Annotated in this window: 18 protein-coding genes; 10 read left to right on the top strand and 8 right to left on the bottom strand. The window is 64.2% G+C overall.

What is annotated here, in order from left to right:
• Positions 1-72: 72 nt before the first annotated feature.
• From MFF62_RS06265 to MFF62_RS06280, 4 genes are all read right to left on the bottom strand, one after another.
• A complete protein-coding gene (locus tag MFF62_RS06265; RefSeq protein ID WP_238261298.1) occupies positions 73-1,338 on the bottom strand; it encodes a serine hydrolase domain-containing protein in 1,266 nt (421 codons plus the stop codon).
• A gap of 5 nt (positions 1,339-1,343) precedes the next feature.
• Positions 1,344-2,360 (bottom strand): Bug family tripartite tricarboxylate transporter substrate binding protein, encoded by a 1,017-nt coding sequence (locus MFF62_RS06270; RefSeq protein WP_238261302.1) that lies wholly within the window; start codon positions 2,358-2,360, stop codon positions 1,344-1,346.
• A gap of 33 nt (positions 2,361-2,393) precedes the next feature.
• Positions 2,394-3,452, bottom strand: coding sequence for a porin (locus MFF62_RS06275; protein ID WP_283205316.1), 1,059 nt, complete (start codon positions 3,450-3,452; stop codon positions 2,394-2,396).
• Between the two features lie 152 nt (positions 3,453-3,604).
• On the bottom strand, positions 3,605-4,840 hold the full coding sequence (locus MFF62_RS06280; protein ID WP_238261305.1) for an MFS transporter: 1,236 nt from the start codon (positions 4,838-4,840) through the stop codon (positions 3,605-3,607).
• Positions 4,841-4,938: 98 nt separating this feature from the next.
• Between MFF62_RS06280 and MFF62_RS06285 the strand changes: the two genes are divergently transcribed.
• Positions 4,939-5,757 (top strand): AraC family transcriptional regulator, encoded by an 819-nt coding sequence (locus tag MFF62_RS06285; protein ID WP_238261307.1) that lies wholly within the window; start codon positions 4,939-4,941, stop codon positions 5,755-5,757.
• Positions 5,758-5,896: 139 nt separating this feature from the next.
• Positions 5,897-6,433 carry a hypothetical protein gene (locus MFF62_RS06290; protein ID WP_238261309.1) on the top strand — a complete coding sequence of 179 codons (537 nt, stop codon included), beginning with the start codon at positions 5,897-5,899 and terminating at the stop codon, positions 6,431-6,433.
• A gap of 12 nt (positions 6,434-6,445) precedes the next feature.
• On the opposite strand, the gene MFF62_RS06295 is transcribed toward MFF62_RS06290, so the two are convergent.
• A complete protein-coding gene (locus MFF62_RS06295) occupies positions 6,446-7,063 on the bottom strand; it encodes a hypothetical protein (RefSeq protein ID WP_238261310.1) in 618 nt (205 codons plus the stop codon).
• 1 nt (position 7,064) lies between these two features.
• A complete protein-coding gene (locus MFF62_RS06300; RefSeq protein WP_238261312.1) occupies positions 7,065-7,859 on the bottom strand; it encodes a hypothetical protein in 795 nt (264 codons plus the stop codon).
• 381 nt (positions 7,860-8,240) lie between these two features.
• On the opposite strand from MFF62_RS06300, the gene MFF62_RS06305 reads away from it, so the two are divergent.
• Positions 8,241-10,355 (top strand): TonB-dependent receptor, encoded by a 2,115-nt coding sequence (locus tag MFF62_RS06305; protein WP_238261314.1) that lies wholly within the window; start codon positions 8,241-8,243, stop codon positions 10,353-10,355.
• 60 nt (positions 10,356-10,415) lie between these two features.
• Here the strand turns inward: MFF62_RS06305 and MFF62_RS06310 are convergent, their stop codons facing one another.
• On the bottom strand, positions 10,416-10,997 hold the full coding sequence (locus MFF62_RS06310) for an NADPH-dependent FMN reductase (RefSeq protein ID WP_238261316.1): 582 nt from the start codon (positions 10,995-10,997) through the stop codon (positions 10,416-10,418).
• Positions 10,998-11,542: 545 nt separating this feature from the next.
• Between MFF62_RS06310 and MFF62_RS06315 the strand changes: the two genes are divergently transcribed.
• The 7 genes from MFF62_RS06315 (at position 11,543) to MFF62_RS06345 (ending at position 17,941) form a co-directional block, all read left to right on the top strand.
• The gene (locus MFF62_RS06315; protein WP_238261318.1) at positions 11,543-12,373 is read left to right on the top strand and encodes a DUF2092 domain-containing protein; all 831 of its coding nucleotides are present in this window, start codon (positions 11,543-11,545) and stop codon (positions 12,371-12,373) included.
• Positions 12,374-12,386: 13 nt separating this feature from the next.
• The gene (locus MFF62_RS06320) at positions 12,387-12,938 is read left to right on the top strand and encodes a hypothetical protein (RefSeq protein WP_238261320.1); all 552 of its coding nucleotides are present in this window, start codon (positions 12,387-12,389) and stop codon (positions 12,936-12,938) included.
• A 460-nt stretch (positions 12,939-13,398) separates the two neighbouring features.
• Positions 13,399-13,878, top strand: coding sequence for a VOC family protein (locus MFF62_RS06325; RefSeq protein WP_238261322.1), 480 nt, complete (start codon positions 13,399-13,401; stop codon positions 13,876-13,878).
• On the top strand, positions 13,875-15,095 hold the full coding sequence (locus MFF62_RS06330) for an FAD binding domain-containing protein (protein ID WP_238261324.1): 1,221 nt from the start codon (positions 13,875-13,877) through the stop codon (positions 15,093-15,095). Before MFF62_RS06325 ends, MFF62_RS06330 begins: the two co-directional genes overlap by 4 nt.
• A gap of 38 nt (positions 15,096-15,133) precedes the next feature.
• On the top strand, positions 15,134-15,511 hold the full coding sequence (locus MFF62_RS06335) for a DUF485 domain-containing protein (protein WP_238261327.1): 378 nt from the start codon (positions 15,134-15,136) through the stop codon (positions 15,509-15,511).
• Positions 15,508-17,145 carry a cation acetate symporter gene (locus MFF62_RS06340; RefSeq protein ID WP_404990680.1) on the top strand — a complete coding sequence of 546 codons (1,638 nt, stop codon included), beginning with the start codon at positions 15,508-15,510 and terminating at the stop codon, positions 17,143-17,145. Before MFF62_RS06335 ends, MFF62_RS06340 begins: the two co-directional genes overlap by 4 nt.
• A 121-nt stretch (positions 17,146-17,266) precedes the next feature.
• On the top strand, positions 17,267-17,941 hold the full coding sequence (locus MFF62_RS06345) for a TetR/AcrR family transcriptional regulator (protein WP_238261329.1): 675 nt from the start codon (positions 17,267-17,269) through the stop codon (positions 17,939-17,941).
• Between the two features lie 26 nt (positions 17,942-17,967).
• Here MFF62_RS06345 and MFF62_RS06350 read toward each other — a convergent pair whose 3' ends face one another.
• A complete protein-coding gene (locus MFF62_RS06350) occupies positions 17,968-18,753 on the bottom strand; it encodes an IclR family transcriptional regulator (protein ID WP_309295902.1) in 786 nt (261 codons plus the stop codon).
• Between the last annotated feature and the right edge of the window lie 89 nt (positions 18,754-18,842).

The raw sequence follows: 18,842 nt of genomic DNA on the forward strand, positions 1-18,842 counted from the left end.
CACCCTTGGCTAGCCCTCAAATGACATAGACCTCGCGCGAGCGAGGTCTATTCGTTGGCAGACGATGCGGATTCAGCCCATCAGCATTTCGGCAATTTCCCGATGCAGGCGTGCGTACGGCACCTCGAACGGATGCGGCGACTGCCCCGGTGCCGCGCCAAAGTGCGCGATCACGACATCGGCTGTCGGCGATACGTAGAGGCGCTGGCCATAGCGGCCTTGCGCCGAGATGCCCTGCAGACAATCGTGAGACAGGTAGATATAGTTGCGATAGGAGCCGCCCGGGTGGGCCGCGGCAAAGCGGCCTTCCGCGAACAACGCCTTGTCGCCGCCGGCACGGATGTCAGCCAGCACCTCCTCGGGAATGATCTGCCGGCCGTTGAAGAAGCCATTGCACCGGATGGTTTCGCCGAAGCGCGCCAGGTCGCGCAGCGTCAGGCTCAGCCCGCCGGACGCAAACTCGGCGCCGGTCTTGTCGACCGAGTAGAACCCGTCGCGCCCGGTCGACATCGGCTGGAACAGGTAGGTCGACATCAGTTCGGCGATGGAGTTGCCGGTCACCCTGCGCAGCACCCAGGCCAGTGCCTCGGGCTGACCGTTGTCGTAGTAAAGCCGCTCACCGTGGCGCCCAGCAACCGGCTTCTTGAGCACAAAGTCGTAGAAATCGGTCGGGGAATCGGGGCGGCGCGGCAACAGCCCAAGCACTTCGAACACACCTCCGTCCTGGGCGCCCAGCGCGGAGGGCCTGTCGCCGAGGTCCGGACGCACGATGCCGGCCTGCATGTCCAGCAACTGCTGCAGCGTGGCACTGCCCATTGCCGTACCGCGCATTTCGGGTACGTAGCTTTCCGCCGTGGCCGCCAGGTCCAGGGCACCCTCTGCTGCCAGGATGCCGGCAACAATGCCCAGGTAGGACTTGCTGATCGACGCACTGCCGTGCCGCAGGTGGGGTGCCATGCCGTGCAGGTAGCGCTCGAATACCACCTTGCCACGATGCAGCACCATGAAGGCGTCGATTTCCAGCTGGTCCAGGGCCTGGTCGAGGCCCATCTTCGAGCCGTCAGGCCCCGACACCAGCGTCGCGCCATCGAGCTCGTCGCCCGACGGCAAGGCCGAAGGTGCGGCGTCGCCGCGCCAGATATCGACGGTGGGTACCGACAGCGAACGATGGATCAGCGACCAGCGCAGCCACGGCAGTTTGAACCAGTTGGTGGGCCCCACGCGCGTTTCGGGGGCTGGCGGGAATCCGGCCATCACCTGGCTTTCAGGTACGAGATCGGTATGGGCCTGCATTGTCGTTGCTAGTGGGTTCACTTGTACGTTCACTTGTGCGCTCATGTCACTCAGTCTCCGAATACACCCGAACGGCGCACGAGGTCGCCCCATGCGGCCACTTCGCTCTGCAGTTGCTGTTGCAGCTCGACCGGCGTCAGCGGCTTCCAGCCGGACCACACCTCGTCGCGCTTGCGCGCCCATTCCGGCGTTGCATTGATCTTGTTGATTGACCGGTTCAGCGACGCGACGATGTCGGGCGACGTGCCGGCCTTGGCCATGAATGCCGTCCAGCCGGTGCGCTCATAGCCGCTAAAACCGAGTTCGCGGAACGTCGGCACATCGGGCAGGTATTGCGAGCGGTCCGCCCCGGTCACCGCCAGAATGCGCACCTGCTTCTTCGCCAGCAGCGGACGCAAGTTGAACGTGTCGAGCATGATGTACGAGATCTGCCCGCGCAGCATGTCGATCAGCGCCGCGCCCGACGCCTTGTACGGAATGTTGGTGGCATCGAGCTTGAAGTCGTCGCGGATCTGGAACCCGTACAGGTGCGATACCGATCCATTGCCCAGCGATGCGTAGTTCAGGTTGCCTCGCTGCTGCTTCGCCCAGGCCACCCACTCCTTGAAGGTGCGCGCGGGGTTGGATGCCGGCACCGCGAAGCCGATCGGGGCCGAACCGGACAGCGCCACCGGCACGAAGTCCGACAGCGGCCTGTACGGGAGCTTGCGGAAGTACGAGGGCGTGATTGTGAACGTGGCGTTGGCCAGCAGGAAGTCGTAGCCTTCGGGCGGCGCCAGCAGCACGGACTGGGCGGCAATCTGCCCGGCCGCGCCCGTCTTGTTCTCAACGATCATCGGCGTGTTGCGGTACTCGTGCGTTAGCGATTGCAGGAAGTCGCGCAGGCGCAGGTCCACCGGGTCGCCCGCGCCCGAATACGTGACAAAGCGCACCGTGCGCTCCGGCCATTGCGCCGCGAAGGCACGCAGCGGCAGCCCCAGGGCGCCAAGGGTGCTCAGTCCCAGCAGGCCGCCACCGGCCCCCGCGATGAAACGGCGTCGATCCGCCGCGAAGTTCGATTCACTCATGCTTTACCTTCAGTGAGGACGTGGTTGGCGCGATCAGAAAATGTGTTTGATGCCCAGGCTGACGGAGTAGCCGCTGTCTCCACTGCCCTGGTCGATCGGAATGGCGTTGATGGAAACGCTGCCGCCTGGCGAGTTACGGATGTAGGCCACGCGGCTGTACAGCATCGTCCGGCGCGACAGCGAATGGTCCACGCCAAACGCCATGCCCAGCGGCCGTTCGGTCATGCCGACCACCACGCGCTTGACCACCGCCAGCTTAATCGTCCAGGCAGGCGTGGCGACCCAGTCCATCGTCAACGCGTAGTAGCGGGCCGCCGCGGTTGTCGCGATCTGGCTCGCGCTGTAGCCAAAGAACGCACCCAGCTCCACCTTCCTGGCGATGTTGTAGGTGCCGCCCACGTAGTGCGAGCGCGTCTGGCCTTGCGGAATGGCTGCCGTGGCCGGCTTGTTGGTGCTGGCCTGGAAGCCGTACATCAGGTAGACCGGCCCGCGAAAGTACTGGATGTTGGCGCCGTAGGTACTGGCTTGCTGCATCTCGCCGGGCACCTCGCCAAACGCGTAGGTGGCCGATGCGGAGAGCCCGTTCCAGTCCGGCGTGTTGTAGGTGACGGCGTTATCGGCGCGCGACGCGTAGGGCACGTAGCCCGTACCCTGGGCGCTCGACTTGGCGACCAGCGTGAACGGCGACACCGCCGCGTTGAGTGAGAACGGGTCGAGCCGCGCGATGACGTAGAAGGCCGGCGTGTACTGCCGGCCCATGCGCACTTCGCCCCAGTTCCCTTTCAGGCCGACAAAGGCTTGCCGGCCGAATAGCGATCCATTGCCGAAGAACTCGGCGCCCGTATCCATCCGGAAGCCCGCTTCGGCAACGAAGATTGCCTTCAGGTTGCCACCCAGGTCTTCGACGCCACGCATGCCGAACCGCGAGGCCGCCTGGCGGCCATCTTCAACGCGGGTCACGCTGCTCGACCCATGCGCGTACTCCACCGCCTGGTCCGCTACACCGTACAGCGTCACGGATCCCGCATGTACGGCACCGGCGCCCAGGGCCAGCCCGCCAATGGCGAGCCCCCTGCTCCATCCTCCTCCCATCTTGCTCCCCCTCTTGTCAGAATCCCTTGCGCATACGGCTCAGCGCAAAAGTTAGAGGAAGACGGCAGGCGGACAGATAACGCGGACGGCTTGTCCGATAACGCAGCGGAATCGCACGACCGGTGCGTCATACCCCGGTCATCGGCAAAGGATCAGGCGTGCCGCGCGTGGGCGTGGGTGTCGGCGTGGTGATCGTCGATATGGACTGCCTGGCCCACGCGCCACCCCAGGCCGCACATCAGCAGTGTCAGTACGATGCAAAGCGCCAGCGGCGGCGTCCAGCCCCCGACGTTCTCGTGAAGGATGCCGCACAGCGTCGGGCCGACCGCCGCCAGCAGGTATCCCACGCACTGCGACATGCCGGACAACGCCGCCGCCACGCGCTGGGTGCCGGCGCGCAGCCCGACGAACGCAAGGCTGAGGATCAGCGCGGAGCCCATGCCCATCCCAAGCAGGAAGACCCAGACGACGGCCCCGTGCGGCAGCACGATCAGCCCGGACAGCCCCACGGCACTGATGGCCGGCGACACCAGCGCCGCCGCGCGCTGATCGGGCATGCGCTTGAGAACCGGCAGCAACAACAATGACGGCAATGCCGAACCCAACTGCATCCAGCCATGCAGCGTGCCTGCCTGTGCCGGCGAATACCCGACGTCGTGCAGGATCGACGGCAGCCACGCCAGCGCGGCAAAGAACACGAAGCACGTCAGGCCCAGATAGATGGCCACCTGCCAGGCCAGCGGCTCGTGCCACACCGAGCGCCGGCGCCGCGCGTGCGGCTGCAGCACTGGCGGCGCCGATGGTGGCACCGGGGCCGGAATCGGCTGGCGTGCCGGCAGCAGCGGCAACCACAGCAGTGCCGCGATGGCTGGCAGCAATGCCACCGATGCCAGCGGCACGGTCCAGTGTCCGCCGATTGCCGTGTGCAGCGGCACCGCCAGCGCAGACGCGCCCCCTGCCGCCGCGATCATCGCGAACGCGTAGCACGCAGTAAGCCTGGCCACATGCTGCGGAAAATCGCGCTTGAGCAGGCTCGGCAGCAGCACGTTGGCCACCGCGATGGCCGCGCCCATCACGGCCGTGCCGCCATAGAGCGCCGCCGCCGAGCCATCGACCGAACGCGCCACGATGCCGGCGCCCAGTATCAGCAACGCCCCGAACAACGCACGCTCCACGCCCCAGCGACGCGCAAACCCTGCCGCGAACGGCGAGACGACGGCGAACGCCAGCAATGGCAACGTGGTCAGCATGCCGGCCTGCGAAGCATCGAGGCCGATGTCGGCGCGAATCACGTCGAGCAACGGGCTGACCACCGTGATTGGCGCGCGCAGGCACGCCGCCATCACCAGGATGCCCGCGATCAGCAGGACGGGGGAATTCTTTCGCATAGCGGAGCGCGGAGGGTTGCGGAGAGCGTCCGATTCTAGGGATCCGTCACGTGCCTGAATTGGCGTATTCTGTCTAAATCTGTGCAGAACCCGTCAACATGGTCGCCCCCGCCTCTACCACTTCCGCCTCCCCTTCACGCCGCTCGCCGTGGTCGTTCGATTTCGATCGCATGGATGCCGACCTCGATGCCGTCCGGGTCGAATCGAAGGCAGAACGCGAGGAACTGCCCACGCATCGCCACCGCCAGGCACAACTGGCCATCGTGCTGCGCGGCGCGATGGCTTGCGAGGTACCCGGCGCGCTATGGATGGCCCCGCTGCACGGCGGCCTGTGGATTCCGGGCGGCGTGCCGCACAGCAACCGGATGACGCCGAATGGCGAGGTGTGCTTTCTGTTCGTGCAGGCCGACGTGCCGCACATGCCTGAAACCTGCTCGCAGTTGGCGGTGACGCCGCTTCTGCGCGAACTCGTGCGCCACCTGGCGGCTCTGGCGCCCGCCCAGCAGCGCGGTGCCGAGGCAGCACGACTGCGCGCGGTACTGCTCGACCAGCTCAAGCTGGCGCCCACACAATCGCTGCACCTGCCCGTCAGCGACGAACCCCGGCTGCGCCGCCTGCTCGACGCACTGATGGAACGGCCCGGCGACGGCCGGACAGTCGCGCAATGGGCCGCCGCGCTGGCGATGAGCGAGCGGACGCTGACGCGCCTGATCCAGACCGAAATCGGCATGCCGCTGGGCCGCTGGCGCCAGCGGCTGCATCTGGTCATTGCCGTGCAGCGGCTGTCGATGCGGGTGTCCGTGCAGCAAGTGTCGGCGGAACTTGGCTATGAATCGGTGAGCGCGTTCATCCGGATGTTCCGCAAGGCGCTGGGCAGGTCGCCGGGGCAGTATCTGGCGGGGACGGCGGGAGCGTAAAGGCGCCGTCATTATTCCAATCTCAGCAACTCAGTTGCTTCAATTTCAGCATCAATAGTCCTTCGCCAGATTCCGTTAGCCGCTCTGTCGGCGCCAAGGCGAACATGCCTGCCTGCGCCTTTTATAAAGGATATCCATAATGTATTTGGCTGCGACTAGTGCTATTCCACCCGCCACGACTCCCGACGTCTCGCTCAATCCGGCCACGCCGGCAGCGGCTTCGACCGACCAGGCCGATGCCACGCGTCCCGCGGAATCGGTGGACCAGCAGGACAACGCCAACGCCGGAACCGATGCGAAGAAAGTCACTGCATCCGACCGGATTACGGTGTCGGACGGTGGCCGCATTCTTTCGAAGTCGGGCAAAAGCGGCAAGGACGCGGTGACGCAGGCCATCGAGAACAGCAAGTATCCCGACGAGATCAAGAAGCTGATGATCAAGATCCGCGAGCTTCAGCAGCAGCTACGCGACAAGGCCAAGGAATTGCAGGAGGTATCGGCCGATCAGCAACTGCCCGCGCGCCAACGGGAAATGAAAGTGTCCGCCATCCGCGACGCCGTGGGCACGATCACGTCCGCCATTCAGGCAGCCACGACCACGCTCAACGACACCATGACCACGATGCGAATGTCCAGCGACGACCGCAAGGAGATCGCCACGCTGATCTCGGCCTAGGGCACGCCGCGCTTATCGCCGGCGGCGTCGAGCCTTAGCTGGCGCATTGGCCAGACCAGGCTCGCATGGCACCGCGTTGGAGGCCTTGGGCCTGACCCGTTTTCCCAGCACATCAGACAGCTTCGGACCCTGTTCGAACGCAACCGCCCAGGGCGTGCGCTGCGCGCCCGACGCCGGGCGTTCCGTCCGGGGTTCGAAGCAAAGCACGTAGGCACTCAGGCACGCCACCAGTACCAGGTCCTCATGCCCACCGAACCAGGCATCGTTCTCGAACCAGGCGGCAACGTCGACGTCGAACGAGAGCCTGCCATCGAGCTGCTGCAGGTCCGGCGTCACGGAATCGACCGCCATCAAGAACGAGAGATCTGTCGTCGTATTGAGGAAGCGAAGGGTTGCGGTAGCCGAAGCGAGGGTGTTCTCCTTGTACCAGTCGTAATGAGACTGGAGGTATCCGTCGATGCGAAACTCGGTCTGAAAGCGAATCTTGCTTCGGACAGGCTCGCCGCTCACGAGGGGGACGTCGATACCGCGTGCCCAGCAACGCAGGTAGACGAGCGTATTGCAGGGCTCCGGACCCTGGGCCGGCGAGCGGATGATCTCGGTCTTCGCGGTGCTTTGGATATCGGCCATATCAACGTACCGGTCGGAAGCGATCCACCGAGAAATCGATGCCGTTGGCGTCCGGAGCCGTGCCCGTCAGCGTAATGGGCCTCGGTCCCGCAACCTGCCCTACGCCTATCGACCCCGGCCATCCCGCGCCCACCAGCTTGACCTCCACAACAAGCGACGTGGCAAAGGGGCAATTGTCGATGGCGTATTCGACAAACTGCATGCCGTCGCTGCCTTGTCGCAGTGCGTGGGTTGCGCCCACTGCAACCGGGATCAGCTTTTCGAACGCGAAGCCACCCGGCACCCCCCCCTGTTCCACCCGATTCGCGGTGATTTCAAAAGCGTTACCCCTGTCCGCCGGCGCGAGCCCTCGCAGGTCACGAATCCCAGCCGGGACGCCAATCACGCCGGAGATTTGCGCGCGAGCCCGGCGCACATGCGCGACGATCTGATAGCTGAACCGGTGTAGATATGTGTCTTCGCCGAGAATGGCGGCCACGACTCGCAGAATCAATTCGCCACTGGCTGGATCGAGCTCGAGCTTGCCCTCATCCACGGCGAACAGGAAATTCGTCTCATCATTCTGGATACTTGCCAGCCCGACATTTGTCACCGCCTTGTCGAGTTGTGCCACGTGCACGCCCAGCCGGACGACGATCTCCTGCTGATTGACCTCTTCATCATGGTTGGTCCGGAACTCCGGGATCGCGATGCCCGACATGATCAGCAGGCGCTGTGCCGGTTCGCCGAGCAGAACTTCAAATTGCGTCGCCGACGCGACCTGCTTGGGGTCGAGGGCCGAGAGTACGATCGCCATGCGATGGCTCCGTGAGCGGTTGTCGGGGTCAAACAAGCCGGAAGGAAAGCCGGGGCCAGCGCTGAGAAGAGAATAAGAAAGCGTCGGCGGAATGCAAATTCCGAATGGTTAGCTCAGACGTAAGGCCGATTTACTGACGGCAGACAGCGGCGGCTGTCGTTGCCACGTGTCGAAAGTGCCGGGATAAGGACCCCCACCCAACTGTTGACTGGCACTACTCAGACGGGCCATGGACGCCAGATCATCTCGGCTTCCGCCCACCACGCCGCCCACACGCCACCTTCGCTTACCGAACAGTATCTGCAAATCCACATTGACCAAGTGTGAATGCGCGAATGATAATCACTCCCATTCAAATATTACAATGCGTTACACAGGGAAATGAGCCGTTATCTTCACTCGAAATACGTTGTCCGGACCCTGGCGGCTTGCCCCGCCCTGCTAGTCAGCCTGGTCCACGGACAAACCGCGACATCCGAACCGCAAACCCTTCCGCCCGTTACCGTCAGGGCCGATGTCAGCAAGGAACTTGGCGCCGGCTACAACCCGCCCAACGCGGTCAGCGCCACCAAGACCGACGCGCCACTGCGCGACATTCCGCAAACCGTGAACGTGGTGACCGCCGAGGTCATGCAGGACCAGCACGCCACGTCGATGCAGGACGCGCTCAAGAACGTGCCGGGCGTGAGCTTTTCTACCGGTGACGGCCAGCGCGACCAGGTATCGATCCGTGGCTTCTCCGCCATTGCCGACCAGTTCGTCGACGGCATCCGCGACGACGCGCTCTACTTCCGCGATCTGTCGAACGTGGATCGCATCGAAGTGATCAAGGGCCCGGCCGCCGTGCTGTACGGCCGTGGCTCGTCGGGCGGCCTGATCAACCGCGTGACCAAGAAGCCGGGTATCGACGTCACCGACTTTGCGTTGAGCTACGGCATGTGGGCCGACCGCCGCGTCGAGGGCGACGTGGGCCGCGTGTTTGGCGATGGCGCCGCAGCGTTCCGCATCACGGCCGCGCACGAAGAGGCCAACAGCTACCGCTCGCAGCAGTTCCTGAACCGCACGGCCGTGGCGCCGTCGCTGGAACTGCGCATCGCGCCGCAGACCACGGTGCTGCTGCAGGCCGACTACCTGGAAGACCGCCGCGTCACGGACTTCGGCATTCCCGCGTACAAGGGCCGCCCGGTGGCCGTCGACCCGTCCACCTACTACGGCGCCGCCAACGCACGCGACGCCGACTACAGCCAGAGCCGCGTGTATTCGGGCACGGCCACGGTCAATCACCGGTTCAACGAGAACTGGTCGATCCGCAATGCCACGCGCTACTACCACTACTCGCTGGACCGCAACAACACGCTGCCCGGCACGGTGAACGAGTCGGCGCTGACGGTGAGCCTGAACCGGTCGAACGTCTACCGCGAGGAACATGGCTGGTTCAACCAGACCGACCTGATCCAGAAGGCCGAATTCCTCGGCATGAAGCACGAACTGCTTTACGGCGTGGAAGTGGGTCAGCAGAACAAGGACCTGGTGAACTATTCGCGCAACAACATCGCCACGGTCGACCTGTTCAATCCGGTGCTGCCCACGCTGCCGCGCCTGCTGGGCGGCACGCCGGGCACCAGCAACCTGGGCATCTTCAAGACGCTGGGCATCTACACGCAGGACATGGTGCAGTTCAGCGAACAGTGGAAGGCGCTGGTGGGCATCCGCTACGACCGCTTCGAACAGGAAACGATCCAGCGCGTTGCCGGGCAGCAGAACCTGTCGCGCACCGACAATAACTGGAGCCCGCGCGCCGGCCTGGTGTGGCAGCCGTCGAAGCAGCAGTCGTACTACGTATCGTGGAGCCGCTCGTTCCAGCCGTCCGGCGAAGCGTTCTCGATCGCGGCGAGCAATGCCCAGTTGGCGCCGGAATCCACACGCAACACCGAAGTCGGCGCCAAGTACGACTGGCTCGATGGCAAGGCGACGACCACCGTCTCGCTGTTCCGTATCGAACGCACCAACATCAAGACGACCAACCCGGCCGCCCCGACCGTGCTGATCCCGATCGGCGAACAACGCACCGATGGCCTGGAACTGAGCGGCGCGGCAGAGCTGGGCGGCGGCTGGCGCATGCTGGCCGGCTATGCCTACCTGGATGCCAAGGTCACGAAGTCCACCCCGGCGCTGCAAGGCAAGCAGGCCACGCTGACGCCGCGCCATTCGGGCAATTTCTGGCTGACCAAGGACCTGGGCCATGGCTTTGGCCTGGGTGGTGGCCTGAACCTGGTGGGTGCACGCCAGGCCGACCCGGCCAACACCGTGACGCTGCCCGGCTACGTCACCGCCGACATGGTGGCCTGGTATCGCCGTGGCAAGTTCGAGGCGCAGCTCAACGTGTACAACCTGTTCAATCAGGGGTATATCGTGTCTGGCCACGGATCGAGCCCGAACCTCAACATGCCCGGCGCACCGCGCAGCGTGATGGGGACGATCCGGTATCGGATGTAAGCAGGCAGTACCGTGGGTGACACCGGGCGCCTTGGGCGCCGGCGTGCCACCCACGTTGCATCAACCCGCTGTGTGCCGGGTGGCCGTGCGATTCAGCGCGACGCCCACCTGGATCACGGCCTTCTCGGCGCCCTTGTCATTGAGCCGCCCTTCCGCGTCAAACGCCTGATGGGCCAGACCCAGCGCGAAAGACTCGGGAATCACCAGCACGCCAAGCTTGTCCAGCACCGTGCGCATGCCCATCTGCGAACGCAATCCACCCAGCGGCCCCGGCGACGCCGACACCATCGCGGCCACCTTGCCCGCGAACAGCGCCACCCCCGACGTGCCGTCCGGCTGCGGACGGCTCACCCAGTCAAGCGCGTTCTTCAGCGCAGCGGTATAGCCGCCGTTGTACTCGGGCGTGGCGATCAGCAACGCGTCGTGCCGGGCAAACTCCTGCTGCAGACGCAGCGCCTCGGCCGGCAAGCCATGCTCGGCCTCGAGGTCACCGTCATAGAGCGGCAGGGCAAAGTCCGCCAGCCGGATCGACGTCACGGTCGCGCCCGCATCGCGAGCGCCATGGGCGGCAAGGTCCAGCAGCTTCTGGTTCAGCGATTCGCGACGCGAACTTCCGCTTACGGCAAGGATTCGAATACTCACAGGGTCTCCTGAAGGACGATGTTGGCAAACAGTGGTGGAAGGGAATGCCCCTTGCCTCGCATGGTGCCGTCATCGGCGCGTCCCGGGTAGCCATCCCCCCATCCGCGCTGCACGAGGTGGTTCGATCGCTATAGAAGCGTGCGAATTGGCAATGCCCGACAGCCCCCGTGCCGACATCCTGTAAAAGAATTCACTGCGCGCGAAGAAGACGTTTAATACGCTTCCGCCCCCGAAGATCAAGCGACCGCAAGTGATCGAAGGTACGCGCATCCGCCAGCACTGCCAACAATCCCAAACCACGCGCCAGGCCTTGATCCGCTTCGGATTTGTGCTCGCAGCCTGCCAGAATGTCGGCCGTGGTGCGCCCCCGCCACGCAACCCGATGCGGCCGGCATCGCCCGATCATCGATTCGCGGCACCCAGGCAAGCAGTGTCCGCCATCGCTGCCTCCTCTCATTCGGTGATAACAATTTCCGTCGAGAGCGCCTAATGTAGTTCGCGAACCTCTTCCATTATTTCAGCGACCTGCCTGAAGGGAGTCCGTCATGGTGCGCTTAGCCGTCCTGAGCCTGATTGCAGTCACCGTTGCGGCATGTAGCAATGCGCCGCCGAAAACTACCCCCGACCAGTCCAAGGCACCGCCTGCCGCCATGACGCCAGCCACGGCGGCAGCGTCATCGCCTGGGGCGGCGCCGCCGCCCGCCGCCAACGCGGTAGACCCGGCCACCGTGCAGGCGCTGCGCGACATGGGCACCTACCTGCAATCGCTCAAGCAGTTCGAGGTGATGGTGAACCTGTCCGGCGAACGCGTGCTGGCCGATGGCCAGAAGCTCACGCACACGGCCACGTCCAAGCTCGTTGTGCAGCGGCCGAACAAACTGCGCGCGGACATGCGCAGCGCCCGCTCGGCACGTGACCTGATCTACGACGGCAAGACCGTGGTGCTCTACCAGCCCGAGGAGAAGTACTACTCCACGGCGCCGTTCACCGACAACCTGGGACAACTGGTGGGGCGGCTGCGCGAGCGCTTTGGCATCGAGATTCCCATGGCGGACCTGTTCCTCTGGGGCACCGATCATGCGCCGCTCGACAACATGACGTCGGCCATGAACGCCGGTCAGGACTTCGTCGACAACACGCTGTGCAATCACTACGCCTTCCGGCAAGGCGACATCGACTGGCAGATCTGGGTGGAGGCCGGCTCGCGCCCGCTGCCGCGCAAGCTGGTGATCACCAACCGGACCGACGACGCGCGGCCGCAGTCGATCTCGCTGATGCGCTGGAACCTGAGTCCGAAGCTGTCGGAGTCGCTGTTCACGTTCAAGCCGCCACAGGGCGCCAAAGTGGCAGAGTTCGTTCCCCTGAAGACCAAGTAGAAGGAGCGTCATCATGAGACATACTCTCGCGCGGCATTGTGCGGCATGGATGGTGGCCCTCTTCTTGTGCGCCGTGAGCTGGTCACCGCTGGCGGATGCACGGCCCGGCGGCGGCGGTGGACACGGTGGAGGGGGTGGACACGGCGGTGGCGGTGGTGGCGGACAGCGCGCCGCTGCACATGCCGGCGGCGGTGGAGGCGGTGGCCGGCAAGTCAACAACACGCGGGCCGATGCGCGGACCAACAATGTCCGCAGCACCAGCGTCAACAGCGTCAACTCCAACCGGAACGTCAACGTCAATTCGAACCGCAACGTCAACGTGAACGTGGACAACGGCGGGTGCTGCCATGGCGGATGGGACAACGACTACCACCCGGTTGCCACAGCGGCAGCCGTGACGGCCACGGTGGCCGTGACCTCGGCCGTCGTGGGATCCATCGTGCGATCGGTGCCGCCGACGGGCTGCGCGCCGGTCAACTACGGGGGCATGATCTACCAGCAATGCGGCAGCACCTGGTACCAGCCGCAGGGTTCGCAGTACGTCGTGGTCAACGCACCGTACTGACGGACAACCCACTGCACTCTCCATGCTCTGAGGGACATCTCCCGCGCGTCAGCAAGCACGTGCGGGGAGCCTTCTAGTCGCACACCCTTTTCGATGATGTTCGAACTCCCGATTGAGGCCGGTTTGGCGGGATCGGATACGCTGTCCGCGCCCGTCTCCATCCGACCGACGAAGCGACCAATAAAGCCCCCGCCGAGACATGCTCGCAGTGAAGACGTACCGCGTGTGCCTGTTCCAGCGCGCGAATCGCCAGTGTCACCGTGGGCCCGTCGTACCCACGCTTGACGCGGCCCCGGCTCCCGCCAAATACCCGCCGAACACCCTTCCTGTCACTTCGCGCAGATAGAAAAATCTGCCCCCTAGGGTAAATACCAATCACGCCCCGCTTGGCTTACGGCGGCGTCCTCCCTATCATTTATCACATGATCACTTATCGATCGATAATCATCAGGAGGCAAACATGGGACTGACGAAACTGGCCCACTATTCGATCCGCACCAACGACCTCGAACGCTCCTGTGCGTTCTATGAACGGGTACTCGGTTTCCGGCGCGGCTACCGGCCGCCCTTCGACTTTCCCGGCGCATGGCTCTACATGGGCGACGACGAGCGCAACTTCGGGACGGTACACATCATCGGCGTCGATCCGAACAATCCGGCCGGGCTCTCGGCATACCTCGGCGACAAGACGCTGGCGCAAACCGGTACCGGAACGATCGACCATATCGCCTTCCTCGCCACCGGCGTCTCGCAGATGTGGCAGACCCTGCTGGCCGAAGGCATCCCGTGGCGCGACCGCACGGTGCCAAGCCTTGGATTGCACCAGGTGTTCATCGAAGACCCCTCGGGCGTCACCATCGAGCTCAACTATCCGGCCGAGGAAGTGGCGGGCCTCACCCCGCCCGCGCAAGCCCGGAGCCACGCAGGAGTGAAAGCATGACCGCAGCACACGACCCTCGGCGCAAGGCCATCGTCATTGGCGGCTCGGTGGGCGGATTGTTCGCCGCCAACCTGCTGTCGCGCAGCGGCTGGGACATCGAGATATTCGAGCGCACGCCCGAAGCACTCACGGGACGCGGCGCAGGCATCGTCACGCATCCCGAGCTCTTTGAAGCGTTGACGGCCGCAGGCGTGGAGGTCGATGAGAGCATCGGTGTGTCGGTCAACACCCGGATCACACTGGCACGGGACGGCAGCGCTATCTCGGAACGGGAGATGCCGCAGACGCTGACGGGCTGGGGCAAGATGTACGAAGTCCTCGGCAACGCATTCAGCGGGACATATCGCACCGGCGCCCATGTCATGGCCGTTGCCTCGCACGCCGACCATGCCGAAGTCACACTCGCCGATGGCTCGACGCATCGCGCCGACATGGTGATTGCCGCCGACGGGTTCCGCTCCGGGGTACGCGAGCAACTGCTGCCCGAAGCGCGACTCGAATATGCGGGGTACATCGCATGGCGCGGACTTGTCAACGAAGGCGAGCTGACACGGGCCACGCATGCGGCGATCTTCGACAAGTTCGCCTTCTGCCTGCCGCCGCGCGAGCAGATTCTCGGCTATCCGGTGGCTGGCGAGCACAACAGTACGGTTGCTGGCGAGCGCCGCTTCAACTTCGTCTGGTATCGGGCGACGTGCGAAGACGAACTCGCGAGCCTGCTGACCGATGCACAAGGCAAATGCTGGTCGACAGGCATCCCTCCCGGAATGATCCGCCCCGACGTGATTGCCGACATGGAGAGCGCCGCCACCGATCTGCTTGCCCCGCAATTCGCGGAAGTCGTGGCGCGCACCGCACAGCCGCTGTTCCAGCCTATCTACGACCTGACGGTTTCGCGGATGTCCTTTGGTCGTATCGCGTTGCTGGGCGATGCGGCGTTCGTTGCGCGTCCGCACTGCGGCATGGGCGTCACGAAAGCCGCTGGCGATGCCATGGCGCTCGTCCGCGCGCTGGAAGGTAACGCCACTGTGGAATCTGGCCTCGATGCGTACAGCGCGGCGCGGGTACAGGTGGGCCAGGCGATCGTCGAGCATGCGCGACACCTGGGCGCCTACATGCAGGCGCAACTGAAGAGCGACGAGGACCGTGCGATGGCCGAGCGCTACCGCACGCCGGAAGCGGTCATGCGAGATACCGCCGTATCGCGCCGCTTTTAACTGCTTCCGAGCTTCCGACCAGAAAACAAGGAGACAACATGCCTCAAGCAGCCCCCCAATCCATTGCGTCCGGCGTCCACTACGGCGCAGGCGCCGACGATGCGCTTCCGCCTTTTGTTCCCCATCCGATGCTGGCACGCCGGGATTTCCAGACGCTGCACAGCGCCCGTCGCCGTTTTTCCTGGACACTGACCGCGATCATGCTGCTTGCCTACTTCGGCTTCATCCTGACGCTGGCATTCCGCCCCGACCTGCTGGCCATCCAACTCGTTTCCGGCCAGCCGATGAGCGTCGGCATTCCGGTCGGCTTCGGCATGTTCGCCTTCACCTTCGCACTGGTGGCCGTCTACGTCTATCGCACCAATACCGTCTACGACCGGATGATCGCCAATGTGCGTGATGGAGTGCAATCATGAGCCGCAGCCTCTGCGCAGCCATCGCCATGGGGTTGACGACCCCTGCCTTCGCAGCCACTCCGCCTGTCGGTCAAGGTCTGAACATGATCGCCATCGCGATGTTCCTGGTATTCGTGATCGCCACGCTCGCCATCACGAAGTGGGCCGCGCGGCGCAATCATAGCGTCGCGGACCACTACGCCGCAGGAGGCAAGATTACCGCGATGCAGAATGGCTGGGCCATTGCGGGGGACTACATGTCCGCCGCATCGTTGCTCGGTATCTCTGCACTGGTATTTACCAGCGGCTACGACGGCCTGATCTATTCGATCGGCTTTCTCGCAAGCTGGCCCATCATCCTGTTCCTGATTGCGGAGCCACTGCGCAACCTGGGGCGCTATACGCTGGCCGATGTGCTGTCGTACCGGTTGCGGCAACGGCCGATCCGCGCGTTCTCGGCGTCCAGCTCCATCGTGATCGTGCTGCTCTACCTGGTATCCCAAATGGTGGGCGCCGGCAAGCTCGTGGAATTGCTGTTCGGATTCAACTACACCTCGGCAGTGGTTCTCGTCGGCGTACTGATGGTGGTGTATGTGTTCTTTGGCGGCATGCTGGCGACCACGTGGATCCAGATCATCAAGGCGGTCATGCTGCTGGCCGGCTGCGCGTTCATGGCCTTCATGGTGATGAGCCGTTTCGGCTTCAGCCTGAACAGCCTGTTCGAGCACGCCATCACCGCGCATGGCAAGCACGATGCGATCATGCGGCCGGGCGGCCTGGTCTCCGATCCGGTATCGGCGGTGTCGTTGGGATTGGCGTTGATCTTCGGCACGGCGGGACTGCCGCACATCCTGATGCGCTTCTTCACCGTCAACAACGTAAAGGCCGCGCGAAAGAGCGTGCTGTATGCCACCGGCATCGTCGGCATGGGCTACGCCATGATCATCGTGATCGGCTTCGGCACGATTGCGCTGGTGGCACAGGACCCGCTGTACCACAACAGCAATGGCGCGATCATCGGCGGCATCAACATGGTGGCGGTACACCTGTCGCATGCGGTTGGCGGCAACGTGTTCCTCGGCTTCATCTGCGCCGTGGCCTTCTCCACGATCCTGGCCGTGGTGGCGGGGCTCACCCTGGCGGGCTCATCGGCCATCTCGCATGACCTGTATGCCGCCGTGATCCGCAAGGGGCAGGCGTCCGACAAGGACGAGATGCGCGTCTCCCGCATCACCACGCTGGTGCTCGGCGTGCTGTCGATCCTGTTAGGCATCCTGTTCGAGAAGCAGACCATTGCCTTCATCGTCAGCCTGACGTTCTCGATTGCCGCCAGTTCCAACTTCCCGGTTCTGCTGCTGTCGATCTATTGGCGCGGCCTGACCACGCGTGGCGCGGTAGTCGGCGGCATGATGGGGCTCGTCACGGCCGTGGTACTGACGATCCTGAGCCCGACCGTCTGGGTGCAGGTACTGGGCCACGCCTCGGCCATCTATCCGTACGAGTACCCGGCGCTTTTCTCGATGCTGGTGGCGTTTGCCAGCATCTACGTGTTCTCGATCACCGACCGTTCGGCACGTGGCGCCTGGGAGCGCAATGCCTACCAGAACCAGCGCGTGGACTGCGAACTGGGCACCATCGCGAAGTCTGGAGGCTGATTCTTCGCTCCAGCCTTCGCTTGAGGGCGGCGGCCTGCACCGGGCGGCCGCCCCTGTTCCCATTTATCGGGCGATTGGTAGAATCGGAGCATTTCCCGGACAGCAGACCACAAAGACCGCCATGGAGTCACGCGCCACTTCCACCGAAGACGACACCGCAGCGAAATCGACCCGAAGGCTGCTGCCCGAGGAACGCGAGCAGCAGATCGTCGAGAAGGCAATCGAGCATTTCACGCGCAACGGCTTCGGCGGCAGCACGCGAGAGCTGGCGCGCCAGATCGGCGTGACGCAACCTCTTCTCTACCGGTACTTCGAGAGCAAGGACGCCCTGATCGATCGCGTCTACAACGAAGTCTTCCAGTGGCGCCCTGACTGGGAACGCCAGATTGCCGACCGCACGCTGCCGCTGGCCGAACGGCTCCATGCCTTCTACCTCGACTATTCGTCGGTGATCCTGCGCGAGGAGTGGATCCGCCTCTTCATCTTTGCCGGCCTGACGCACGAAGGCATCAACAACAAGTACCTCAGCAAGCTGCGCACCAAGGTCTTCCTGCCGGTACTAGCCGAGGTGCGCGAGGCGTTTGGTATCGCCGCGCCCCGTAACACTGCCGAGACGGACGCCGAAATCGAGATGATCTGGAGCCTGCACGCCGCCATCTTCTACATTGGCGTGCGCAAGTGGGTCTATGGCCTGAAGGTTCCGACCGACCTGGACGCAGTGATCCGGCAGAAGGTCGACCTGTTCCTGTATGGCGCGCCCGCGGCAATGGAAAAGCTGCGCGAGCGGAAGGTGTAGCACGCTGCTGGTTGCATCACATGCAATCAGGCCTTGCCCAGCGGCGGCCGCGACAGATACCCCGCCATATTGCAGAGCTTGCCGAGTTCATCGGCTGCCTCGCAAAGCAGCACCGAGTGCTCATGGACTTTTGCGGCGGTCAGACGTGTCTTGGGTCCCGCCAGGCTGATCACGCCCACGCAGCGACTGCCTCGTTTCACGGGCACGGCCACCGCCGCCATACGGGCTGCAAACACCTCATCGATCATGGCATAGCCGCGTACGCGCGCCGCGTGGATGAATCCGAGCAGTGCCTTCAGTGACGTTGGCGCGTTCGGACCATACTCGTTGGGGTGGCCGAATCCCTGCTTCATGACCAGCGCGACGGCTTCCTCATCCGACATCGTCATCAGCCACGCATGACCGGTGGACGTGCAGGACAACCGCGCCGCCAGACCCATGTCGGGGTCGTACCGAAAGCCGGTGCGTTGACCGTCGGCTTTTGCCACCCAGATGATGGCGTCACCGTCCACCAGCGACAAACGGGCCAACTCGCCCGTGCGCGCTGCGATCCTCTCGATGATGGGTTGTGCGATGTCGGCGATGCCCGTCAGGCTCAGGAACTCGAGCCCGTTCGACGTCATGCGCATCGACAGGATGTAGCGGCTGTCATCGGCGATTTGCCGCACGTAACCACTTTCCACGAGTTCGCTCAGCACGCGATGGCATGTGCTGCGCGGCACGGACACGGCGTCGGCAATTTCCGAAAGCGCTGCGCCCTCGCCCTGGGACGCCAGCAGATCGAGGATCTTCAATCCCGTCTTGAGCGACATATTTCGTAATGTGGAATGATGTTCCGGTGCGGAACGGGTCGGTTTGGCCTGGCGAACAATAGCAGTGCACGTTACCCGTAGCAATCGGG

Source organism: Cupriavidus pauculus (assembly GCF_022179805.1).
Taxonomy (GTDB): domain Bacteria; phylum Pseudomonadota; class Gammaproteobacteria; order Burkholderiales; family Burkholderiaceae; genus Cupriavidus; species Cupriavidus pauculus_E.